The sequence below is a fragment of the Cylindrospermopsis curvispora GIHE-G1 genome, from assembly GCF_014489415.1.
GTDB classification, from domain to species: domain Bacteria; phylum Cyanobacteriota; class Cyanobacteriia; order Cyanobacteriales; family Nostocaceae; genus Raphidiopsis; species Raphidiopsis curvispora_A.
Window position 1 is genome coordinate 429835 of sequence record NZ_CP060822.1, and the last position, 14048, is coordinate 443882.

General features: G+C 41.2%; 15 protein-coding genes and 2 pseudogenes. 3 read left to right on the top strand and 14 right to left on the bottom strand.

Going from position 1 to position 14048, the window contains the following annotated elements:
• Positions 1 to 33 precede the first annotated feature (33 nt).
• The 6 genes from IAR63_RS02070 to IAR63_RS02095 form a co-directional block, all read right to left on the bottom strand.
• Entirely contained in the window at positions 34 to 1089 is a 1056-nt protein-coding gene (locus tag IAR63_RS02070; protein ID WP_187706403.1) for a CgeB family protein, read from the bottom strand.
• Positions 1090 to 1282: 193 nt separating this feature from the next.
• Positions 1283 to 2164, bottom strand: a complete 882-nt coding sequence (locus IAR63_RS02075) for an alpha-1,2-fucosyltransferase (RefSeq protein ID WP_187706404.1) — start codon at positions 2162 to 2164, stop codon at positions 1283 to 1285.
• A gap of 18 nt (positions 2165 to 2182) precedes the next feature.
• On the bottom strand, positions 2183 to 3253 hold the full coding sequence (locus tag IAR63_RS02080) for an NAD-dependent epimerase/dehydratase family protein (protein ID WP_187706405.1): 1071 nt from the start codon (positions 3251 to 3253) through the stop codon (positions 2183 to 2185).
• Between the two features lie 29 nt (positions 3254 to 3282).
• On the bottom strand, positions 3283 to 3663 hold the full coding sequence (locus tag IAR63_RS02085; RefSeq protein ID WP_187706406.1) for a DUF268 domain-containing protein: 381 nt from the start codon (positions 3661 to 3663) through the stop codon (positions 3283 to 3285).
• Positions 3644 to 4081: a protein-tyrosine phosphatase family protein gene (locus tag IAR63_RS02090; RefSeq protein ID WP_187706407.1), complete on the bottom strand. Its 438-nt coding sequence runs from the start codon at positions 4079 to 4081 to the stop codon at positions 3644 to 3646. Before IAR63_RS02090 ends, IAR63_RS02085 begins: the two co-directional genes overlap by 20 nt.
• Before the next feature lie 245 nt (positions 4082 to 4326).
• Complete coding sequence (locus IAR63_RS02095; protein WP_187706408.1) at positions 4327 to 4614, bottom strand: hypothetical protein; 288 nt, start codon at positions 4612 to 4614, stop codon at positions 4327 to 4329.
• Between the two features lie 96 nt (positions 4615 to 4710).
• Between IAR63_RS02095 and IAR63_RS02100 the strand changes: the two genes are divergently transcribed.
• Positions 4711 to 4848 (top strand): hypothetical protein, encoded by a 138-nt coding sequence (locus IAR63_RS02100; RefSeq protein ID WP_187706409.1) that lies wholly within the window; start codon positions 4711 to 4713, stop codon positions 4846 to 4848.
• Positions 4849 to 5494: 646 nt separating this feature from the next.
• Here the strand turns inward: IAR63_RS02100 and IAR63_RS02105 are convergent.
• From IAR63_RS02105 to IAR63_RS02115, 3 genes are all read right to left on the bottom strand, one after another.
• Positions 5495 to 6283, bottom strand: a complete 789-nt coding sequence (locus IAR63_RS02105) for an O-fucosyltransferase family protein (RefSeq protein ID WP_187706410.1) — start codon at positions 6281 to 6283, stop codon at positions 5495 to 5497.
• 130 nt (positions 6284 to 6413) lie between these two features.
• Positions 6414 to 6803, bottom strand: a complete 390-nt coding sequence (locus IAR63_RS18760) for an FkbM family methyltransferase (RefSeq protein WP_187707325.1) — start codon at positions 6801 to 6803, stop codon at positions 6414 to 6416.
• Positions 6803 to 7231 carry a class I SAM-dependent methyltransferase gene (locus tag IAR63_RS02115; RefSeq protein WP_187706411.1) on the bottom strand — a complete coding sequence of 143 codons (429 nt, stop codon included), beginning with the start codon at positions 7229 to 7231 and terminating at the stop codon, positions 6803 to 6805. Before IAR63_RS02115 ends, IAR63_RS18760 begins: the two co-directional genes overlap by 1 nt.
• 101 nt (positions 7232 to 7332) lie before the next feature.
• Here IAR63_RS02115 and IAR63_RS18765 point away from each other — a divergent pair.
• Positions 7333 to 7497, top strand: a pseudogene (locus tag IAR63_RS18765) (IS4 family transposase); the annotation flags it as partial.
• Positions 7498 to 7615: 118 nt separating this feature from the next.
• Here IAR63_RS18765 and IAR63_RS02125 read toward each other — a convergent pair.
• Positions 7616 to 9031: a hypothetical protein gene (locus IAR63_RS02125; protein WP_187706412.1), complete on the bottom strand. Its 1416-nt coding sequence runs from the start codon at positions 9029 to 9031 to the stop codon at positions 7616 to 7618.
• A 219-nt stretch (positions 9032 to 9250) separates the two neighbouring features.
• Positions 9251 to 10063 carry a glycosyltransferase gene (locus tag IAR63_RS02130; protein ID WP_407927145.1) on the bottom strand — a complete coding sequence of 271 codons (813 nt, stop codon included), beginning with the start codon at positions 10061 to 10063 and terminating at the stop codon, positions 9251 to 9253.
• A gap of 137 nt (positions 10064 to 10200) precedes the next feature.
• On the opposite strand from IAR63_RS02130, the pseudogene IAR63_RS02135 reads away from it, so the two are divergent.
• Positions 10201 to 10473: pseudogene (locus IAR63_RS02135) on the top strand (ISAzo13 family transposase); the annotation flags it as partial.
• A gap of 93 nt (positions 10474 to 10566) precedes the next feature.
• Here IAR63_RS02135 and IAR63_RS02140 read toward each other — a convergent pair.
• The 3 genes from IAR63_RS02140 to IAR63_RS02150 all read right to left on the bottom strand — a co-directional run bounded on the left by IAR63_RS02140 (position 10567) and on the right by IAR63_RS02150 (position 13982).
• The gene (locus IAR63_RS02140) at positions 10567 to 12096 is read right to left on the bottom strand and encodes a lipopolysaccharide biosynthesis protein (protein WP_187706414.1); all 1530 of its coding nucleotides are present in this window, start codon (positions 12094 to 12096) and stop codon (positions 10567 to 10569) included.
• Between the two features lie 85 nt (positions 12097 to 12181).
• The gene (locus IAR63_RS02145; protein WP_187706415.1) at positions 12182 to 12922 is read right to left on the bottom strand and encodes a cephalosporin hydroxylase family protein; all 741 of its coding nucleotides are present in this window, start codon (positions 12920 to 12922) and stop codon (positions 12182 to 12184) included.
• Positions 12915 to 13982 carry a class I SAM-dependent methyltransferase gene (locus IAR63_RS02150; protein ID WP_223007682.1) on the bottom strand — a complete coding sequence of 356 codons (1068 nt, stop codon included), beginning with the start codon at positions 13980 to 13982 and terminating at the stop codon, positions 12915 to 12917. Before IAR63_RS02150 ends, IAR63_RS02145 begins: the two co-directional genes overlap by 8 nt.
• Positions 13983 to 14048: the final 66 nt, after the last annotated feature.

Below are 14048 nucleotides of genomic sequence, written 5' to 3' on the forward strand. Positions count from 1 at the left end.
CCTGGGATGTTATCCCTTTGCCGATAAAGATCTTTAATGTTCATTGGTTATAGCTTTTAGAAATTGTTTGGCTCTGCTGTTTACATCATGCCCATCTGCCCACACGCGGCGCAGCCCTGCAGCGGCGATATATTCCCGGATACTAGGATTCGCCAGTAACCAGCGTACTTTTTCGATCAGTTCGTCATTGGAGGAAAAGAAGCAGGCCTCCTCATCTTCCCTGAACATGCACATTAGGTCGTCGGTGCGCTCTGCCAACATTAGCCGCCCACAGGCGGGAATTTCAAAACACCGTCTGGTGTAGGTATCCCTATTCAACTTTGAGAGAAACGCTAGACAGATCTTTGCACCACAAAGCGCTTTGGCGTAATTATCTCCGAGGGCTGGTTCTATAGGCTTAAGGCGATCATACAAATGACCAAGAGCATGACGTGGCCAATCACCCCCACTCCAGATCTTGACCTCAATTCCAGCATCTATGAGTGATCGTATAGTTCGTTCTCGACCATCAGGCTCGTAGTGGCCTACGAAAACCAAGTCAGTCGAAAATCTCTCCTGATCCTGCAATGTCAAGTCCACCGGGCGATCCTGTTGAGGAATAAAGTAGGGCATCAGCACTTCTGCATGGCGGACACCATGCTCTACCAGGGCTTCCCGACAATTAATCTTACGGTAGAAGAAATTACAGTCGAACTCAGGAAGACAGCGCAGATACCAAAACCAAAGCCAGTGGTGATGCCAGGGTAACCGTCCATGAGCCTTTGGTCCAAGGGGGTCATCGTTGTTGTATGAGACAGTCTTGATGCCTAACCGACGGAGCTTTCGCAGTGTTGAGGGTAGCACATGGGTGGATCGCCAGAACAGAATCCAGTCCGGCCGTTCCTGCTCTGACTGACGAATCAGATCTCTATTCAGACCTAACAATGCCCATCCGGGTAGTGGCAACCTTAACTGAAGGGATCCGAACCAACCTGAAAAATAGGAACTTGTGGAAAACCGGCTGACTTCCACTCCGTTTCCCTCAAGACCTTTAGAAAAGGCATCCTCATACTGAACCCAACGCCAGGTACCAACTATCAAGAGTTTCATAATAAGTTTTAAAGTTTTACAGCTACATCATTACGTGCTAGGAACTGCTCAATAAGCAGATTTTTTCGGGTTGTGGCAAGATCCCGTATCAAGTTGACGGTGTCTACACTGCGAGCATTCTGACGGTGTCTACACTGCGAGCATTCTAAAATCTCAAAAAATGGTCACTAGCAAAGTAAGCAAAATCACAAGTTTAAAATCTCTCCCAACCATGGCAAAAACTATCACTGTTAATAAAATTATCAGCCGCAAAAATCAGCTGTTTGTCATGCAGCTTCTGGCTTAACCAAGCCCCCCACCAATAATAAGAACTATTGGTAAACACATGGTGGCGACACTGAGAAAGGAGCCACATCCTCTCCAAAGTTCCCTCATAACCATCATCATGGGTAACAAAAACACTATTCTCGGGAAGATTTAACTTTTCCAGGATTGGGGAGCGATGGGTGCAGAAGATGAAAAAACGAGCATTTGGGCGTTGAGATAGTAGTTGCAATATAGCATTGTTGATTTCCTTGGGTGTTTTTAAAACTCCACCCTTAGCATGCACGCTAGGATTAGTACTTTCTTCGTACAATCTAACCCCTAAAGCAACGGATTCATCTTCACGTAACTGTTGCCCCAAACTCAAAAATCTAGGATCAGTTGGCGAGGGAGGTGTAAGTTCTCTCAGTAAAGTGTCTGTGTGGTTTTTGAAGTACAGAGGACTTTGCCAGTAACCCAATAGCCAAAAGGAAGAATTGAGGTTTAACCCATTGAGCTGCTTAAGATAAGCCTTCTCTGTCTCTAAGATGAATTGACCATACCAGTGTATTTCAATAAACGAGTTTTTTCTGTCTAAACGTTTTTCCAAACGATGTAACCAGATTGGTAACGTTTCCCAAGTTTGGATGGTCCGACCACTAATGGGTAAAGCATGGAGTTCATAGTGACGGCGATACTGAAAATCTCGAACAAATCCACTCCAGTTATCTAAGACTAAATGTGCTTTGTGACTCAAAGCAAGCGATCGCGCTGTGGCATATTGGAACATTTGATTTCCCAGTCCACCACAAAGGTATGTGTATATTTTCATGATATTTTGTTGAAAAGGCTAAGTTCCAACAGCTACATGCCGATTTACCCAGCTATGGTAGATTTCCTGAAAAATCTCTGGCAAGCCTTTAGTGATTTGCCAATTGGGATAGTGAGATTGCATTTTGCTGAGGTCGCTGTAGTAGACAATGTGATCTCCCTCCCGAGCCTTTTCTGAATACTGGTAATCCATGGGCTTACCACTGATCGACTCAATTAAAGCAAAAGATTCTATCATGGAAATACTATTACCCTTACCACCTCCTAGATTATATACTTCCGCAATTCTGGGGGATTGGATAAACTCCCCTATAAAATTAGCCACATCCCAAGCGTGGATATTATCTCGCACCTGCTTGGCTTTATAACCATAAACGGTGTATTGTTTACTTTCTACATTACATCTAATCAAGTAACTAAGAAACCCATGTAGTTCCACACCACTATGGCTTGGACCAGTCAAGCAACCTCCTCGTAGGCAACAAGTTGGTATGTTAAAGTATCGTCCATATTCCTGAACAAGAATGTCAGCAGCTACCTTAGAAGCTCCAAATAAAGAGTGCTTAGACTGATCTATAGTAAAGTTTTCTGGAATTCCGTTGTTCCAAGGTCCAAGGGCAAATTCCCAACGAGTTTCCAGTTCTACTAGAGGTAATTGGTTAGGAGCATCACCATAGACTTTATTTGTGGACATGTGAACAAAAGAAGATTCAGGACAATGCTGTCGAGTTGCCTCTAACAGATTTAGAGTGCCTACTGCATTAGTATCGAAGTCATCAAAGGGAATAGATGCTGCGCGATCGTGGGAAGGCTGGGCAGCAGTGTGAACAATTGCATGTGGCCGAATAGCATCTATTAAATTAAGGATCCCAGAGCGATCTCTTATATCTATCTCATGATGGGTAAAAGTGGGAAATTTTTCTTTTAACCGCTGTTGGTTCCAACGGGTGGAACCATGAGGTCCAAAAAACACTTCTCGTTGATTGTTGTCAATGCCATGGACTTGATAGCCCTGAGCAGCAAAGAAGCTGACAACTTCGCTGCCAATTAATCCACTGGAACCCGTAACTAAAATGGTTTTCTGCGTCATAGTTCACGATGATGGACAAAGCTAATTAACTAGTAAATCAGTTTGGTAAATACAAAAATCGCTAGGTTATATGTTTGTATAGCAAGTTTAAGAAGTGAATCTTCACTGATTTGTATATTTTGGACAACACCATACTGGCTAATGACTGTCAATTGCTCAAGTTGTAACCCTTCTGAACTTGTTACGCGTATGATAGTCCTGGGATCAAACACCCAATTAGCATTGAATTCCACACGTTCTCGCCCAATGGGAGTGGAAAGATAAAATTTACCACCAGGTTTTAACAATTTGGACATGGTTTTAATTCCGGATGCGTAACCAAATGGGTTAATTTCATCACCGTAGCGCCCTAAGCCAAAGTGTTCTATGGCGTGTAAGCAGGAAAGAGAATCACAGTATCCCCCCCCCATTTGTATAACTAGTTACAGATTTCATACTTTGGAAATCTGCCTGACGGAAGACTATTCCCGGAACTTGCGTTGTAATATTACGAATATCGAAAACCTCAACTTCACGAAAGCTGGCCACGTGAGCAACAAAACCATCCACTCTGGAACCCACATCAACATGTAGTTGAGGTCGGGCTTCATATACCCAACGGGACACTAGCAGGTCTTGCCAAAAATACTCGCTTTTGGTGGTGCCACCTTCTTCAAAACGATCGTGTAGGCATGGCATGATAGTAATCTTACCAGTATAGGTTTTTCTAAACTTCCACCAATCAGAAATAAAAGTAGGAAGTCCACAGACCGATCGCCACAGGCGTAGCGGGTCTATGCCAAATTGGGAGGAAGTGAGCCAGTGAAGTTTGATAAGAATTTGTTTCACGTTGTGTCATTTATGTAGCTATATACTTAAGACCCACCGCTCTCAGACAAAGGGATAGGCAAAAACAGAGCGGTGGGTCTGGGACAATTATTACAGGCGAATTATCGATTAATCGGAAATGAAAGCAGGAAACCCTAGGAGCGATCGCCACAGGCGTAGCGGGTCTATGCCAAATTGGGAGGAAATGAGCCAGTGAAGTTTAATAAGAATTTGTTTCACGTTGTGTCATTTATGTAGTTATATACTTAGTTTTTTACTGCTACCACATGCCAGCCAAAACATGCTAGATCCTCTCTGAACTGCTTACCACGCAATGTAAAATACATATACCCCAGCAAAGCGTAGGCATAAGCCATTGGCCAGATCCAATTACCTCTCTGTCGCTCCATCGAGCCTAGACGAGTAATCTCCTGATACAAAAGGGCATACCAGTCCCCATTAGCTACGAGTTCAGTAATCTGAAAATCTCGTTGAACCAAATGATGCTCATACCAGTATTTGGAAAAACCACTACAGAAGTGGTATGGTGCCATATGTACGTTGGAATAGAATGGGGCAGTCAAAATCAACACTCCCCTAGGTTTTAACAAACGGGTAAACTCATCCAATGCATGGGTAGGTTCAGGTAGATGCTCAAGTACTTCGCTTTGTTAAGCGGGATCATCAAGACGATAATTAGGATTATGGATCCAGAGGAAATCAAAGATGTTGATCGGGTGATTGTCAATCTGTTAGATGGGTTAACTGTGGACGAAGGATCCCCATGAGTATTTCCTTCTAAGGTTACTAAATAGTGTTTACGCTTGCTATTTCTTATTAGCCTTTCCCAAATGCTTACAAACAACAGTAAGACTAAGAGAAATGTACCAATCTTATAAAATACATCTAAGGAGGCTAGTCCGGTAAAATTAAACGGCCGATGACGCTGAAAAGCATATTTTTTCGGGTTAAGGTAAAAAATAGGCATGGTAACAGCCTGGGTGATGAAGCTTGTCCACACTACAATTTTAGTAGATAAAAAGCTACTCTTCGTCACCCATATCAACGCGGGAATAAAACAAGAAAGCATGATCCACCACGCGATAACTATTTCTAACTGATTAGTAAGAAGCAGTGTTAAACTGACAAAACAACTTAGCAAAATTAGCCTATTGATCAACCTTTTGGGGAACATTGCCAGGGATTTATTCATGGAAAATAATTAGGCATTGACAGAATGAGAAAACCAGTCTTGTGCATTATAAGAGACATCTCTAACGCCAGAAGTGTTGAATGTTAAGAAAGTTGTGATAAAAATTGCCCAAAATATATTAGACATCTCCGAAAAAGAATCAAAGTGTGATAAAATAATAGAGCTGTTGGGAAATAAAAGCATATTTCCGGATGACAGAACTTTCCCCATCCCGATTGAATTTATGCTGCATCTAAATAGAAGTTCCATAGCCCTGCACTGACCAACATCAACTGAGAAAGGAGCCACATCGTCTCCAAAGTTCCCTCATAACCATCATCATGGGTAACAAAAACACTATTCTCGGGAAGATTTAACTTTTCCAGGATTGGGGAGCGATGGGTGCAGAAGATGAAAAAACGAGCATTTGGGCATTGAGATAGTAGTTGCAATATAGCATTGTTGATTTCCTTGGGTGTTTTTAAAACTCTACCCTTGGCATGTACGCTAGGATTAGTACTTTCTTCGTACAGTCTAACCCCTAAAGCAACCGATTCATCCTCACGTAACTGTTGCCCCAAGCTCAAAAATCTAGGATCATTTGGTGGATGGGGTGTGAGTTCTTTCAATAAAATGTCTGTGTGGTTCTTGAAGTATAGAGGACTTTGCCAGTAACCCAATAGCCAAAATGAAGAATTGAGGCTTAACCCATTGAGCTGTTTAAGATAAGCTTTCTCTGTCTCTAAGATGAATTGACCATACCAGTGGCTTTCAATAAATGAGTTAGTTTTATGGAAACGTTTTTCAAAACGATGCAACCAGATTGGTAAAGTTTCCCAAGGTTGGATGATCCGACCACTAATGGGTAAAGCATGGAGTTCATAGTGACGGCGATACTGAAAATCTCGAACAAATCCACTCCAGTTATCTAAGACTAAATGTGCTTTGTGACTCAAAGCAAGCGATCGCGCTGTGGCATATTGGAACATTTGATTTCCCAGTCCACCACAAAGGTATGTATATATTTTCATGATATTCCGTTAAAAAGGCTAGGTTTCAACAGCTACATGCCGATTTACCCAGCTGTGGCTGGGCAGCAGTGTGAACAATTGCATGTAGCTGAATAGCAGCCATTAAATTAAGGACCCCAGCACGGTCTCTTTAACGAAATATAAAGTTGTGGGTCTTTAACTTAGCTTCACCTACTTGAACCCTTTTTATCAAATCCTCAGAGACGGGTTGGGACGAATCTTCAGCCGTAAATGCTTTATATCCATGTCTAAGGAACATATCGAAAGTGTTGCTAAAGTTGGGATTAATTGTAGTGCCAAAGGGTTGGTGCTCAGTGGTTGAAATTTCTACCATCCATACCGGACGAGGGTGATGTTTAAGAGTAGCAAGAGCACCCTTCAGGAGCATATACTCTGCTCCCTCAATATCAACTAAAATTAGGGAGCGGCGATTTTCAAGCGCATTACCTAAAAGACGATCAAGGGTAATAATGGGAACTTGAGTAACATAGCTTTCTGGTATCGAAGCCCATCCCTTAATTAGGGAGGCCCCTGTCCCCCCCCAAAAATTTCCAAAATATCAATACTTTGACCCAGTGCTACGGGAAAAATTTCTGCTTGCTTTGCCCAGCCATTATCACGAATGTTCTTCAGAAGGTAGTGTAAGTTACGAGAAATTGGCTCGGCGGCAATTACAGGTTTGCCTAAACTGAGAGCATGCAGACAATAATAACCAACATTCGCGCCAATATTTACTAGTACATCTACTTCCTTTAGTAAGTGTCGAACAATTTGAGTTTCTGAAGGCTCAAAATCTCCCATGGCCATAAACCGATTACCGGCTAGAGTAAATCCGTACTGAGTTTTAATAGGTTGATCATTCCTGTCCAATTGATCCCGTAGAGTACGTAAAAAAAGGGATGTTTCAGGAGAAAGTTTAATGATTTTTTTGATTAAGCTCTTGATCATATCTTGTATTTCAGAAGTGTTGAATGTTAAGAAATTTGTGATAAAAATTGCCCAAAATATATTAAAATTCGGGCAACACGTATCAAAATATTGATTTGATAATGACCATAAATTCATTCCCCAAGATTGTCAAGGAAATCCTCAGACCGTTACCAAAAAATGATTATCCAGTTTTGAAAAGCCGTCTTTATGTTGAGTGTTGGTTGGCTTATGCCTTGGATAATAGTTTAATAAGTATGCGGGACTTATTTACAAGATTAAACCATAAAATGTTATATAAGTTCCGCTATCTTCAAGCTTGTATGTGTCAACAAATCAGTTATGTTCATTGGATGGAAGATATTAAAGGATTTCTGGTATTTTAATCACTATTTCCAAACAGGTCTAATATCTGAATAGCCTTGCATGCTGGAAAACGTAAGTAGTAAATTCCATAATCAGAATAAATAAAAGTGGATAGGTCCATGGTATGCGGAATGAACGGTATAGCAACATGGGTACTAAGAAAACAAAGGAAGGGGTGATGTAATTGTGAAAAGCCGTAGCACCGCCTAAAACGCCAAGGCTGATGCACAGACCAAACAGTAGGCTGGATCTGACAACCGGATCCAAAATTTTAAGTCTTTTCCACCCTAATATCACGGCAAGAAAAAGATAGACTCCTGTGATTGCCGACAGCATGTGTAGGAAAAAATGTAGCCAAGACCCTCCAAAATGAACTTGGATGATAAAATTATACTTGTACCATGGAAAAGGAGACAATAATGCAAAAACATATTTGTACAAAATACTGATGATGGGCAAGTTTTGCCCCGGATATGTAACACTTGATGACACAACTTTAGCTTGCTCTCTGATTCCTTCCGCAGCATCCAGAAAGAAATTCTGTAGATCTGAATACAAATACATGCTAGATGCCACAAAAAGGATTAAAGATACTATTTTTAGGTTCCTTGTGTTCCGAACTAAAACACTTTTGTATTCAAAAAGTTGATTCGAAAACCGTTCTACAAGAAAGAAGAATCCATAAAGAAGCAAATAAGCCGGTTTACTTAATATCACCAAGGTAATTCCCAAGAAATATACAGCTGTCCGATCCCAACTAATTCTCTTACTAATCGCCAAATGACCAAAGAACAAAGCGACTAGGGAGAATTGGGTCACGAAATGCCTATGAGGCGCATAGGTGAACACGAGGAGTGATGGAGAGAGACCCAGGAACAATGCGAATATCAGAAGTATCTTTTCGCTTGCGACATTCCAACTTCTCACCAAAGGTAGGAAGGCTGCTAAAAGGATCAGGATCACTAAATTTTGGGAGATGATATAGGCTTCCTGAGGTGCTTTTTCGAGGAGTATTCTTGGAATGGCAAAGCCAGGCACTGCTCCCAGTGATAGTACCTTAGAGATGAGTAACGGATTAGTTGTTCCGTATTCACGGGAAACTTGAGTAATTCTGGCAATGAGTCCGGTTTGGATAACCCTTACCGCTTCCTGAGTGTGCGCCACTCCATCACCATTGTCAAACCAATTGTTGGCGACGCTAAGGCTAATGATCAAAAGCAGAAAGGGGTGCAGCCAGAATAGTACGGAGTAGTGATATCGTCTGAACAGGTAAACAAAATATGCGCTGAAACACAAATCCACTGCAACTATTGCAGCAAGAGGCATATCAATGAGCAATCGGGTCAGCAAAAATGAGATTAAAAAAGCCGAGCCTAGTACAAAGTAGTTGTAAACAATCTCTTTAGAGGAGTTGAATCGACTGCCGGATCCAAGACTTAATTCGGTTTTCACCATTCTAATAAGTGGTCGTGCAAAATAAATTTCGCAGTTCAGGGAGGGAACTGATAACTGAAAAGACCTAACAGATAACCCTTACAGAAATTTCTTCTTCAATATAGTTGTTGGGTAATAAGCCAGAATATCCCTGAAAGGCTTTTCCGACAAGGATTTCGGGAATTATACCGTGAAACCCCTCAAACCTAGACTGCATAAGGATTTCTGGTATTTTAATCACTATTTCCCAACAGGTCTATTTTTTGGGGTGATTGGGTCATGAAAGTGAGTGCGTCCCGGATGGACCTTGGGAATTTGCAATACCTTTCTAATTGGCCAAGATAATTTAGGGGTTTTAATTGACAAGTATATTACACAAATAGCAAGGGCTTGAAAGAATGGTAAGCAAGAATATGCTCTTCTAACCCACAGCAAGTGATGATTCTTAGTCGGCGGGCGATTGTACAGTCTGTCTATTTCTTCTCGTGTCTTAAATGAGTAAATGTTCTTGTACCCGGCACCAAAGCAATCAATAATTGGTCCCTTAACTAGTAAATGGAGAATCAGGAATTTTTCTGGCGTATACACATCCCTTTCAAACTTATAGTCCCTCACATAATGGGTGCAAAACATGCCATACATTATATGATCTGTAATGTTATTAATTAAATATACTCTTAGTCTTTCAATTAGAGAACCATCAAGTTGATATGGAGGTTCATCGCGAATAAAGGCCTCACCGCTACTATCGATGTAGTCTACTGTAGCCATAGCACCGGAAGCAGCAGGTGCCAATTCCAATGATTGGACATATTTTTCAATGAGGTTTGGATCATCATAATGGTCATCATCCGGAAAGATTATGAGGTATTTTCCTTTTGCATTACTGAATAAAAACTCAAAATTGAACAACGGACCCATGTTTTTCTCATGACGTACGTAGCGAACTCTGGAGTCAATTTTATGCACTTCAACGATTTTGGTAACGTCTTCTTTTGGCTCTGTACAGTTGTCAGCCACCAAAATCTCCAGATTTGCATAAGTTTGATTCACTGCGCATTCCATAGTGTGTTTTAGACCCTTTGGTCGGTTGTAAGTCGGTATGCCGATAGTTACAAGCGGTTTAAAGAACTCCATAGAATAATTGATCCTATAATGAGAGACAATAATTTAAGTGTGCAGCCAACCTCATGCGTCCAAAATCCATCATTCAACTCACAGAGGACCTAAAATCCCCGTACATAAAAACAGCCAACAAACTCAAGGGAACTGATCGAAGACAATTCATGGCAGAAGTGGTCAAAAGTTTGGGAATAGGCGGACAGATTTTAGCAGAACGGGAATTAGGATGGTACGTCCATTCCATCCGAAAAGGTATGCGGGAGTTGGAGAGTGGTCAGCCTTTTATTGATGGTTTCCGGCGTAGTGGACGGAAGCGGGTAGAAACAAAATTACCAAACTTAAAGGTGGTGGCAAACTGTCAAACACCGTTTTACTCAAACTGGTAATTAATCAGGATAATGGACCGGAAAATCATTCTCCTCATAGTTATTGGATCATCTTTTTTGTGGATTTCTCTTAGAAATTAAAGTATTTAAGGAACTGACAAAAACTGTCTTTACTTGTTTACGTACCATATTAGCACCTAACGTAGCCGCAAGGAAACTACTAACAGAAGCTAAAGCCAATGTTCCCAGTTGAGGAAACAGGCCGACCGGACTGGGGAAAAAGCAACGGATGACAAATACAACAGCACCAGCTGAAATCAGTGGATAGAGCAAATCTTGCCGATACCAAAACCATTTCTCAGTTTTTAGAATACGACGGTGCATGAAGTGTATACCTATCAAAACATAACCAGCATTAAGACTTACCCATGCCCAAGATGCTCCTATTGCCCCATACATAGGGGTCAACCACAAAACAGCAGGGACAATAAAGACAACTGCTACAGTATTAATTTGCAGTCCTAGTCTAGTCCAACCATAAGCAAGTTGGGTTTGGTAAGGAATCCACATTAGACTATTGAGCATATTCCCCAGTACTAAAATACTCAGCAAAGGGGCGACCCGCTCAGCCAATTCCGAATTCTTACCCCAAAGCTGAAGAAAGGTTTCCGAAAAGAAGATCAGCACCATGGCAGTGCTCCCCATTACTACGGTTACTAATTGCGCTCCTTGATGATAGGTTCGGTTCAACGTGGAAAAGTCTTGAGACGCAAAGAGTTGAGTTAATCGCGGAAACCAAGCTTGTGTTATTGGACTTATTAACATATATAAAGCACCTGCTACAGTGGTTGCTAAGGTATAATATCCATATTCCGACAGTGTTAAAAGCTTAGACAGTAAAACTTTATCAACCTGGGTGAGTAACATAGCAAGAAAGGTAATACCAATCATACCCCCTGCATAACCCCAAATGTCGCCCAATACCTGCCAAGAAAACCTTCCAGAACGATTGGAATGGGGCAATATTTTATATATTGCAAAGGATAATGCAACCAGGGTCACTATGGAAATCAGTCCTTGCCAAAGAAAGAAGGCCTGAATGGTAGGAGAACCCCAGGCTAAAATTGCTACTGACCCTAAACCCCGCAGGGTGGACAAAACAATGTTCATTGTGTTGAACAGCACTTGCTGTTGCAGACCCACCAAACTACCACTGTAAATGGTTTCTATAAATCGCAGGGCGCTAACTAGTCCCATAATCCTAAAAGCATCAGATACCGTTGCTATAGATAGATCTTTGGATTGGATCCAAGAACTGGCTAGCCACTCAGAACCAAGAGCAAGGATAAGCGCAATTAAAGCAGCAGTGATAAAGGTAACAATTTCAATACTGCGCAGCAGGTCTTTGATTGACTCAGTAGTGTGTTCACCCCCAGTAAAACGGGCCATCTCTCGGCTCAAGGTAGGAGTCATACCCATATCTAACAGATTTAACCAAACAGTTACTACTCCAAACAAACCTATTAACCCATAGGACTCAATGCCAATGTAATGAATATACAAAGGCAAGAATCCCAGCGCCATTACACCCTTCCAAATCTGACCTAGGTAGTTGGCAATTAGATTACGTTTGAGCATTGCTAGTTTCGTTTTGATGAGATATATGTTTTTATGGGAGAGTATTAGACTGTTGGAAGCAAATCTGAGAACTGGGGAAGGAGATTCAAGCGATCCGTTTCAAATACCCATCTGGAGCGACGGTGATCAGCAACTTATGCTGAATACTCTTATCGATCGCAAATTCCGGGTGGGTTTTGAGATATTCCCAAACGGCGGTCTTGGGGTTGTTACCGGGACCCCAAGGTCTGTCGCTAAACATGTCCCCTGGTAGATCTTCTACTACAGTATCAAAAACAACGCAATAACTTCCCACGGATGTTAGAGGAGCATAGGACTCAAGTTCTGCTAATACGTGACTATGGGTATGATTACTGTCTAAGCAAACAAGAATCTTTTGCTTGTCTGCTGCTTTGGATTTCACTTCCTCAATTACCTCTGATGCGATACTTGAACCTTGAATCATGGAAATTCGCTTAAACATCGGATGGGTTTCGATAGCTTCTCGGTTGTGTTGACGAATATCAATGTCAATGCCCAAAACCTCGGCATTTTGAGGACCTCCACATAAAGCGTTAAGTTCTAGCATGGAAGCGGAAAAAATCAAAGATCCACCATGAGCTATACCGGTTTCAATAATTAAATCTGGTTGGATGGACCAGATCAATTCTTGCATGGCAACAATGTCTTGGGGATATTGAATAATCGGACGACCTAGCCAGGAAAAATTGTAAGAATATTTACTGAGGATGGAAGTTTCCAGGAATCTATTGCCAGCCTCGCACAATAGAGCGTTTTCATTTACTTGGTCAATTCTTGCTTGGACTTCATGTTTAAAATTAATCATTATCAATACTCACATAATTAAAACAATGGCGGGACATTTCCCTAATTTCTTCTAGATAATTAGAATTCATTACAAACAATTTTGAATCTTTGGGAAGTAGATCAAAAACTTCTACTGGAGAACTCACCTTTATACCCGTAGCAGGCAAGTATCTTTTTTGCTTCGCAGGATTAATATCAATCACAGCACTTATTGTGTTACCTAATCGCGACATCAATAGGGAAAATATCACACCTTTGGATGCTCCTCCCCAGACCCCTATTCTGTCAGTTTCTTTTGACTCATGTTGTGTTAATTTTAACAGAAAATTAGACGGAAAATCTACACGATCATAGAAGTCAATTTTTGGCACTTGTAAACTGGCAAGTTCAGCCACAACATAAATATACTGTCCACCAAATAGCTGACCGCTATCCATAACATTTGAAAACAGACGGTGAAAGTCCGATAATCGGAAATAATTAACGTGCTCATAATAGATATCAAACCAGGCTCGACGTTGACATATCCAGTCAAAACAAGGAACTTCAATGTAAATTTTACCCTCTCCTTTGTTAGCATCTTTTAACTGAAAGAGAAAATTGACCGGGTCTTGTATGTGTTCCAGGACATGTCGCAAGACCAAACCTCTCGAGTGAAATCCCAGACCGGAAGTAAAATACTCGCGCTGAATATTAGGATTGCTCCCTTCGTATGTTGGATCGAAACCGGTAACGTTAAAACCTTTGTTCGTAAGCAGCTCTAAGAAAAAACCCTTGCCGCATCCGACTTCCACTAAATCTGTTTTTCCAATCTTGTCTTCAATGATCAGGGCAACATTCTGTAAGTGCTTTTGAAACACCGGGCTTAATGCCTGCTCGTTTTGATAATGCTGATCGTACTTAACTAAGCTGGAACAAAATGATTCGTTGTAAATTAATCCCGTTGCTGCACTCTCAACTAAGTGCATACTACCTTTTTGACAGTCTTTGGCTTCCAATTCAGAATCATACATCCGGTTCTGAAATACTGGTAAATCTTCAACTTGATACAGCAATCTACTTGTTTTGTGTGTTCCCAATTTTAGATCTCCTATAGTAACTAGTAACCGAATAATTCGGTGTTATTAACAAACCAACCTATCATA

What these genes read in the sequence shown, in the direction of transcription:
- IAR63_RS02115 (WP_187706411.1), bottom strand. Translation starts at nt 7,231, where the DNA reads ATGATCAAGAGCTTAATCAAAAAAATCATTAAACTTTCTCCTGAAACA.
- IAR63_RS02095 (WP_187706408.1), bottom strand. Translation starts at nt 4,614, where the DNA reads ATGGCACCATACCACTTCTGTAGTGGTTTTTCCAAATACTGGTATGAG.
- IAR63_RS02085 (WP_187706406.1), bottom strand. Translation starts at nt 3,663, where the DNA reads ATGGGGGGGGGATACTGTGATTCTCTTTCCTGCTTACACGCCATAGAA.
- IAR63_RS02080 (WP_187706405.1), bottom strand. Translation starts at nt 3,253, where the DNA reads ATGACGCAGAAAACCATTTTAGTTACGGGTTCCAGTGGATTAATTGGC.
- IAR63_RS02105 (WP_187706410.1), bottom strand. Translation starts at nt 6,283, where the DNA reads ATGAAAATATATACATACCTTTGTGGTGGACTGGGAAATCAAATGTTC.
- IAR63_RS02145 (WP_187706415.1), bottom strand. Translation starts at nt 12,922, where the DNA reads ATGATTAATTTTAAACATGAAGTCCAAGCAAGAATTGACCAAGTAAAT.
- IAR63_RS02070 (WP_187706403.1), bottom strand. Translation starts at nt 1,089, where the DNA reads ATGAAACTCTTGATAGTTGGTACCTGGCGTTGGGTTCAGTATGAGGAT.
- IAR63_RS02075 (WP_187706404.1), bottom strand. Translation starts at nt 2,164, where the DNA reads ATGAAAATATACACATACCTTTGTGGTGGACTGGGAAATCAAATGTTC.
- IAR63_RS02100 (WP_187706409.1), top strand. Translation starts at nt 4,711, where the DNA reads ATGCTCAAGTACTTCGCTTTGTTAAGCGGGATCATCAAGACGATAATT.
- IAR63_RS02140 (WP_187706414.1), bottom strand. Translation starts at nt 12,096, where the DNA reads ATGCTCAAACGTAATCTAATTGCCAACTACCTAGGTCAGATTTGGAAG.
- IAR63_RS02125 (WP_187706412.1), bottom strand. Translation starts at nt 9,031, where the DNA reads ATGGTGAAAACCGAATTAAGTCTTGGATCCGGCAGTCGATTCAACTCC.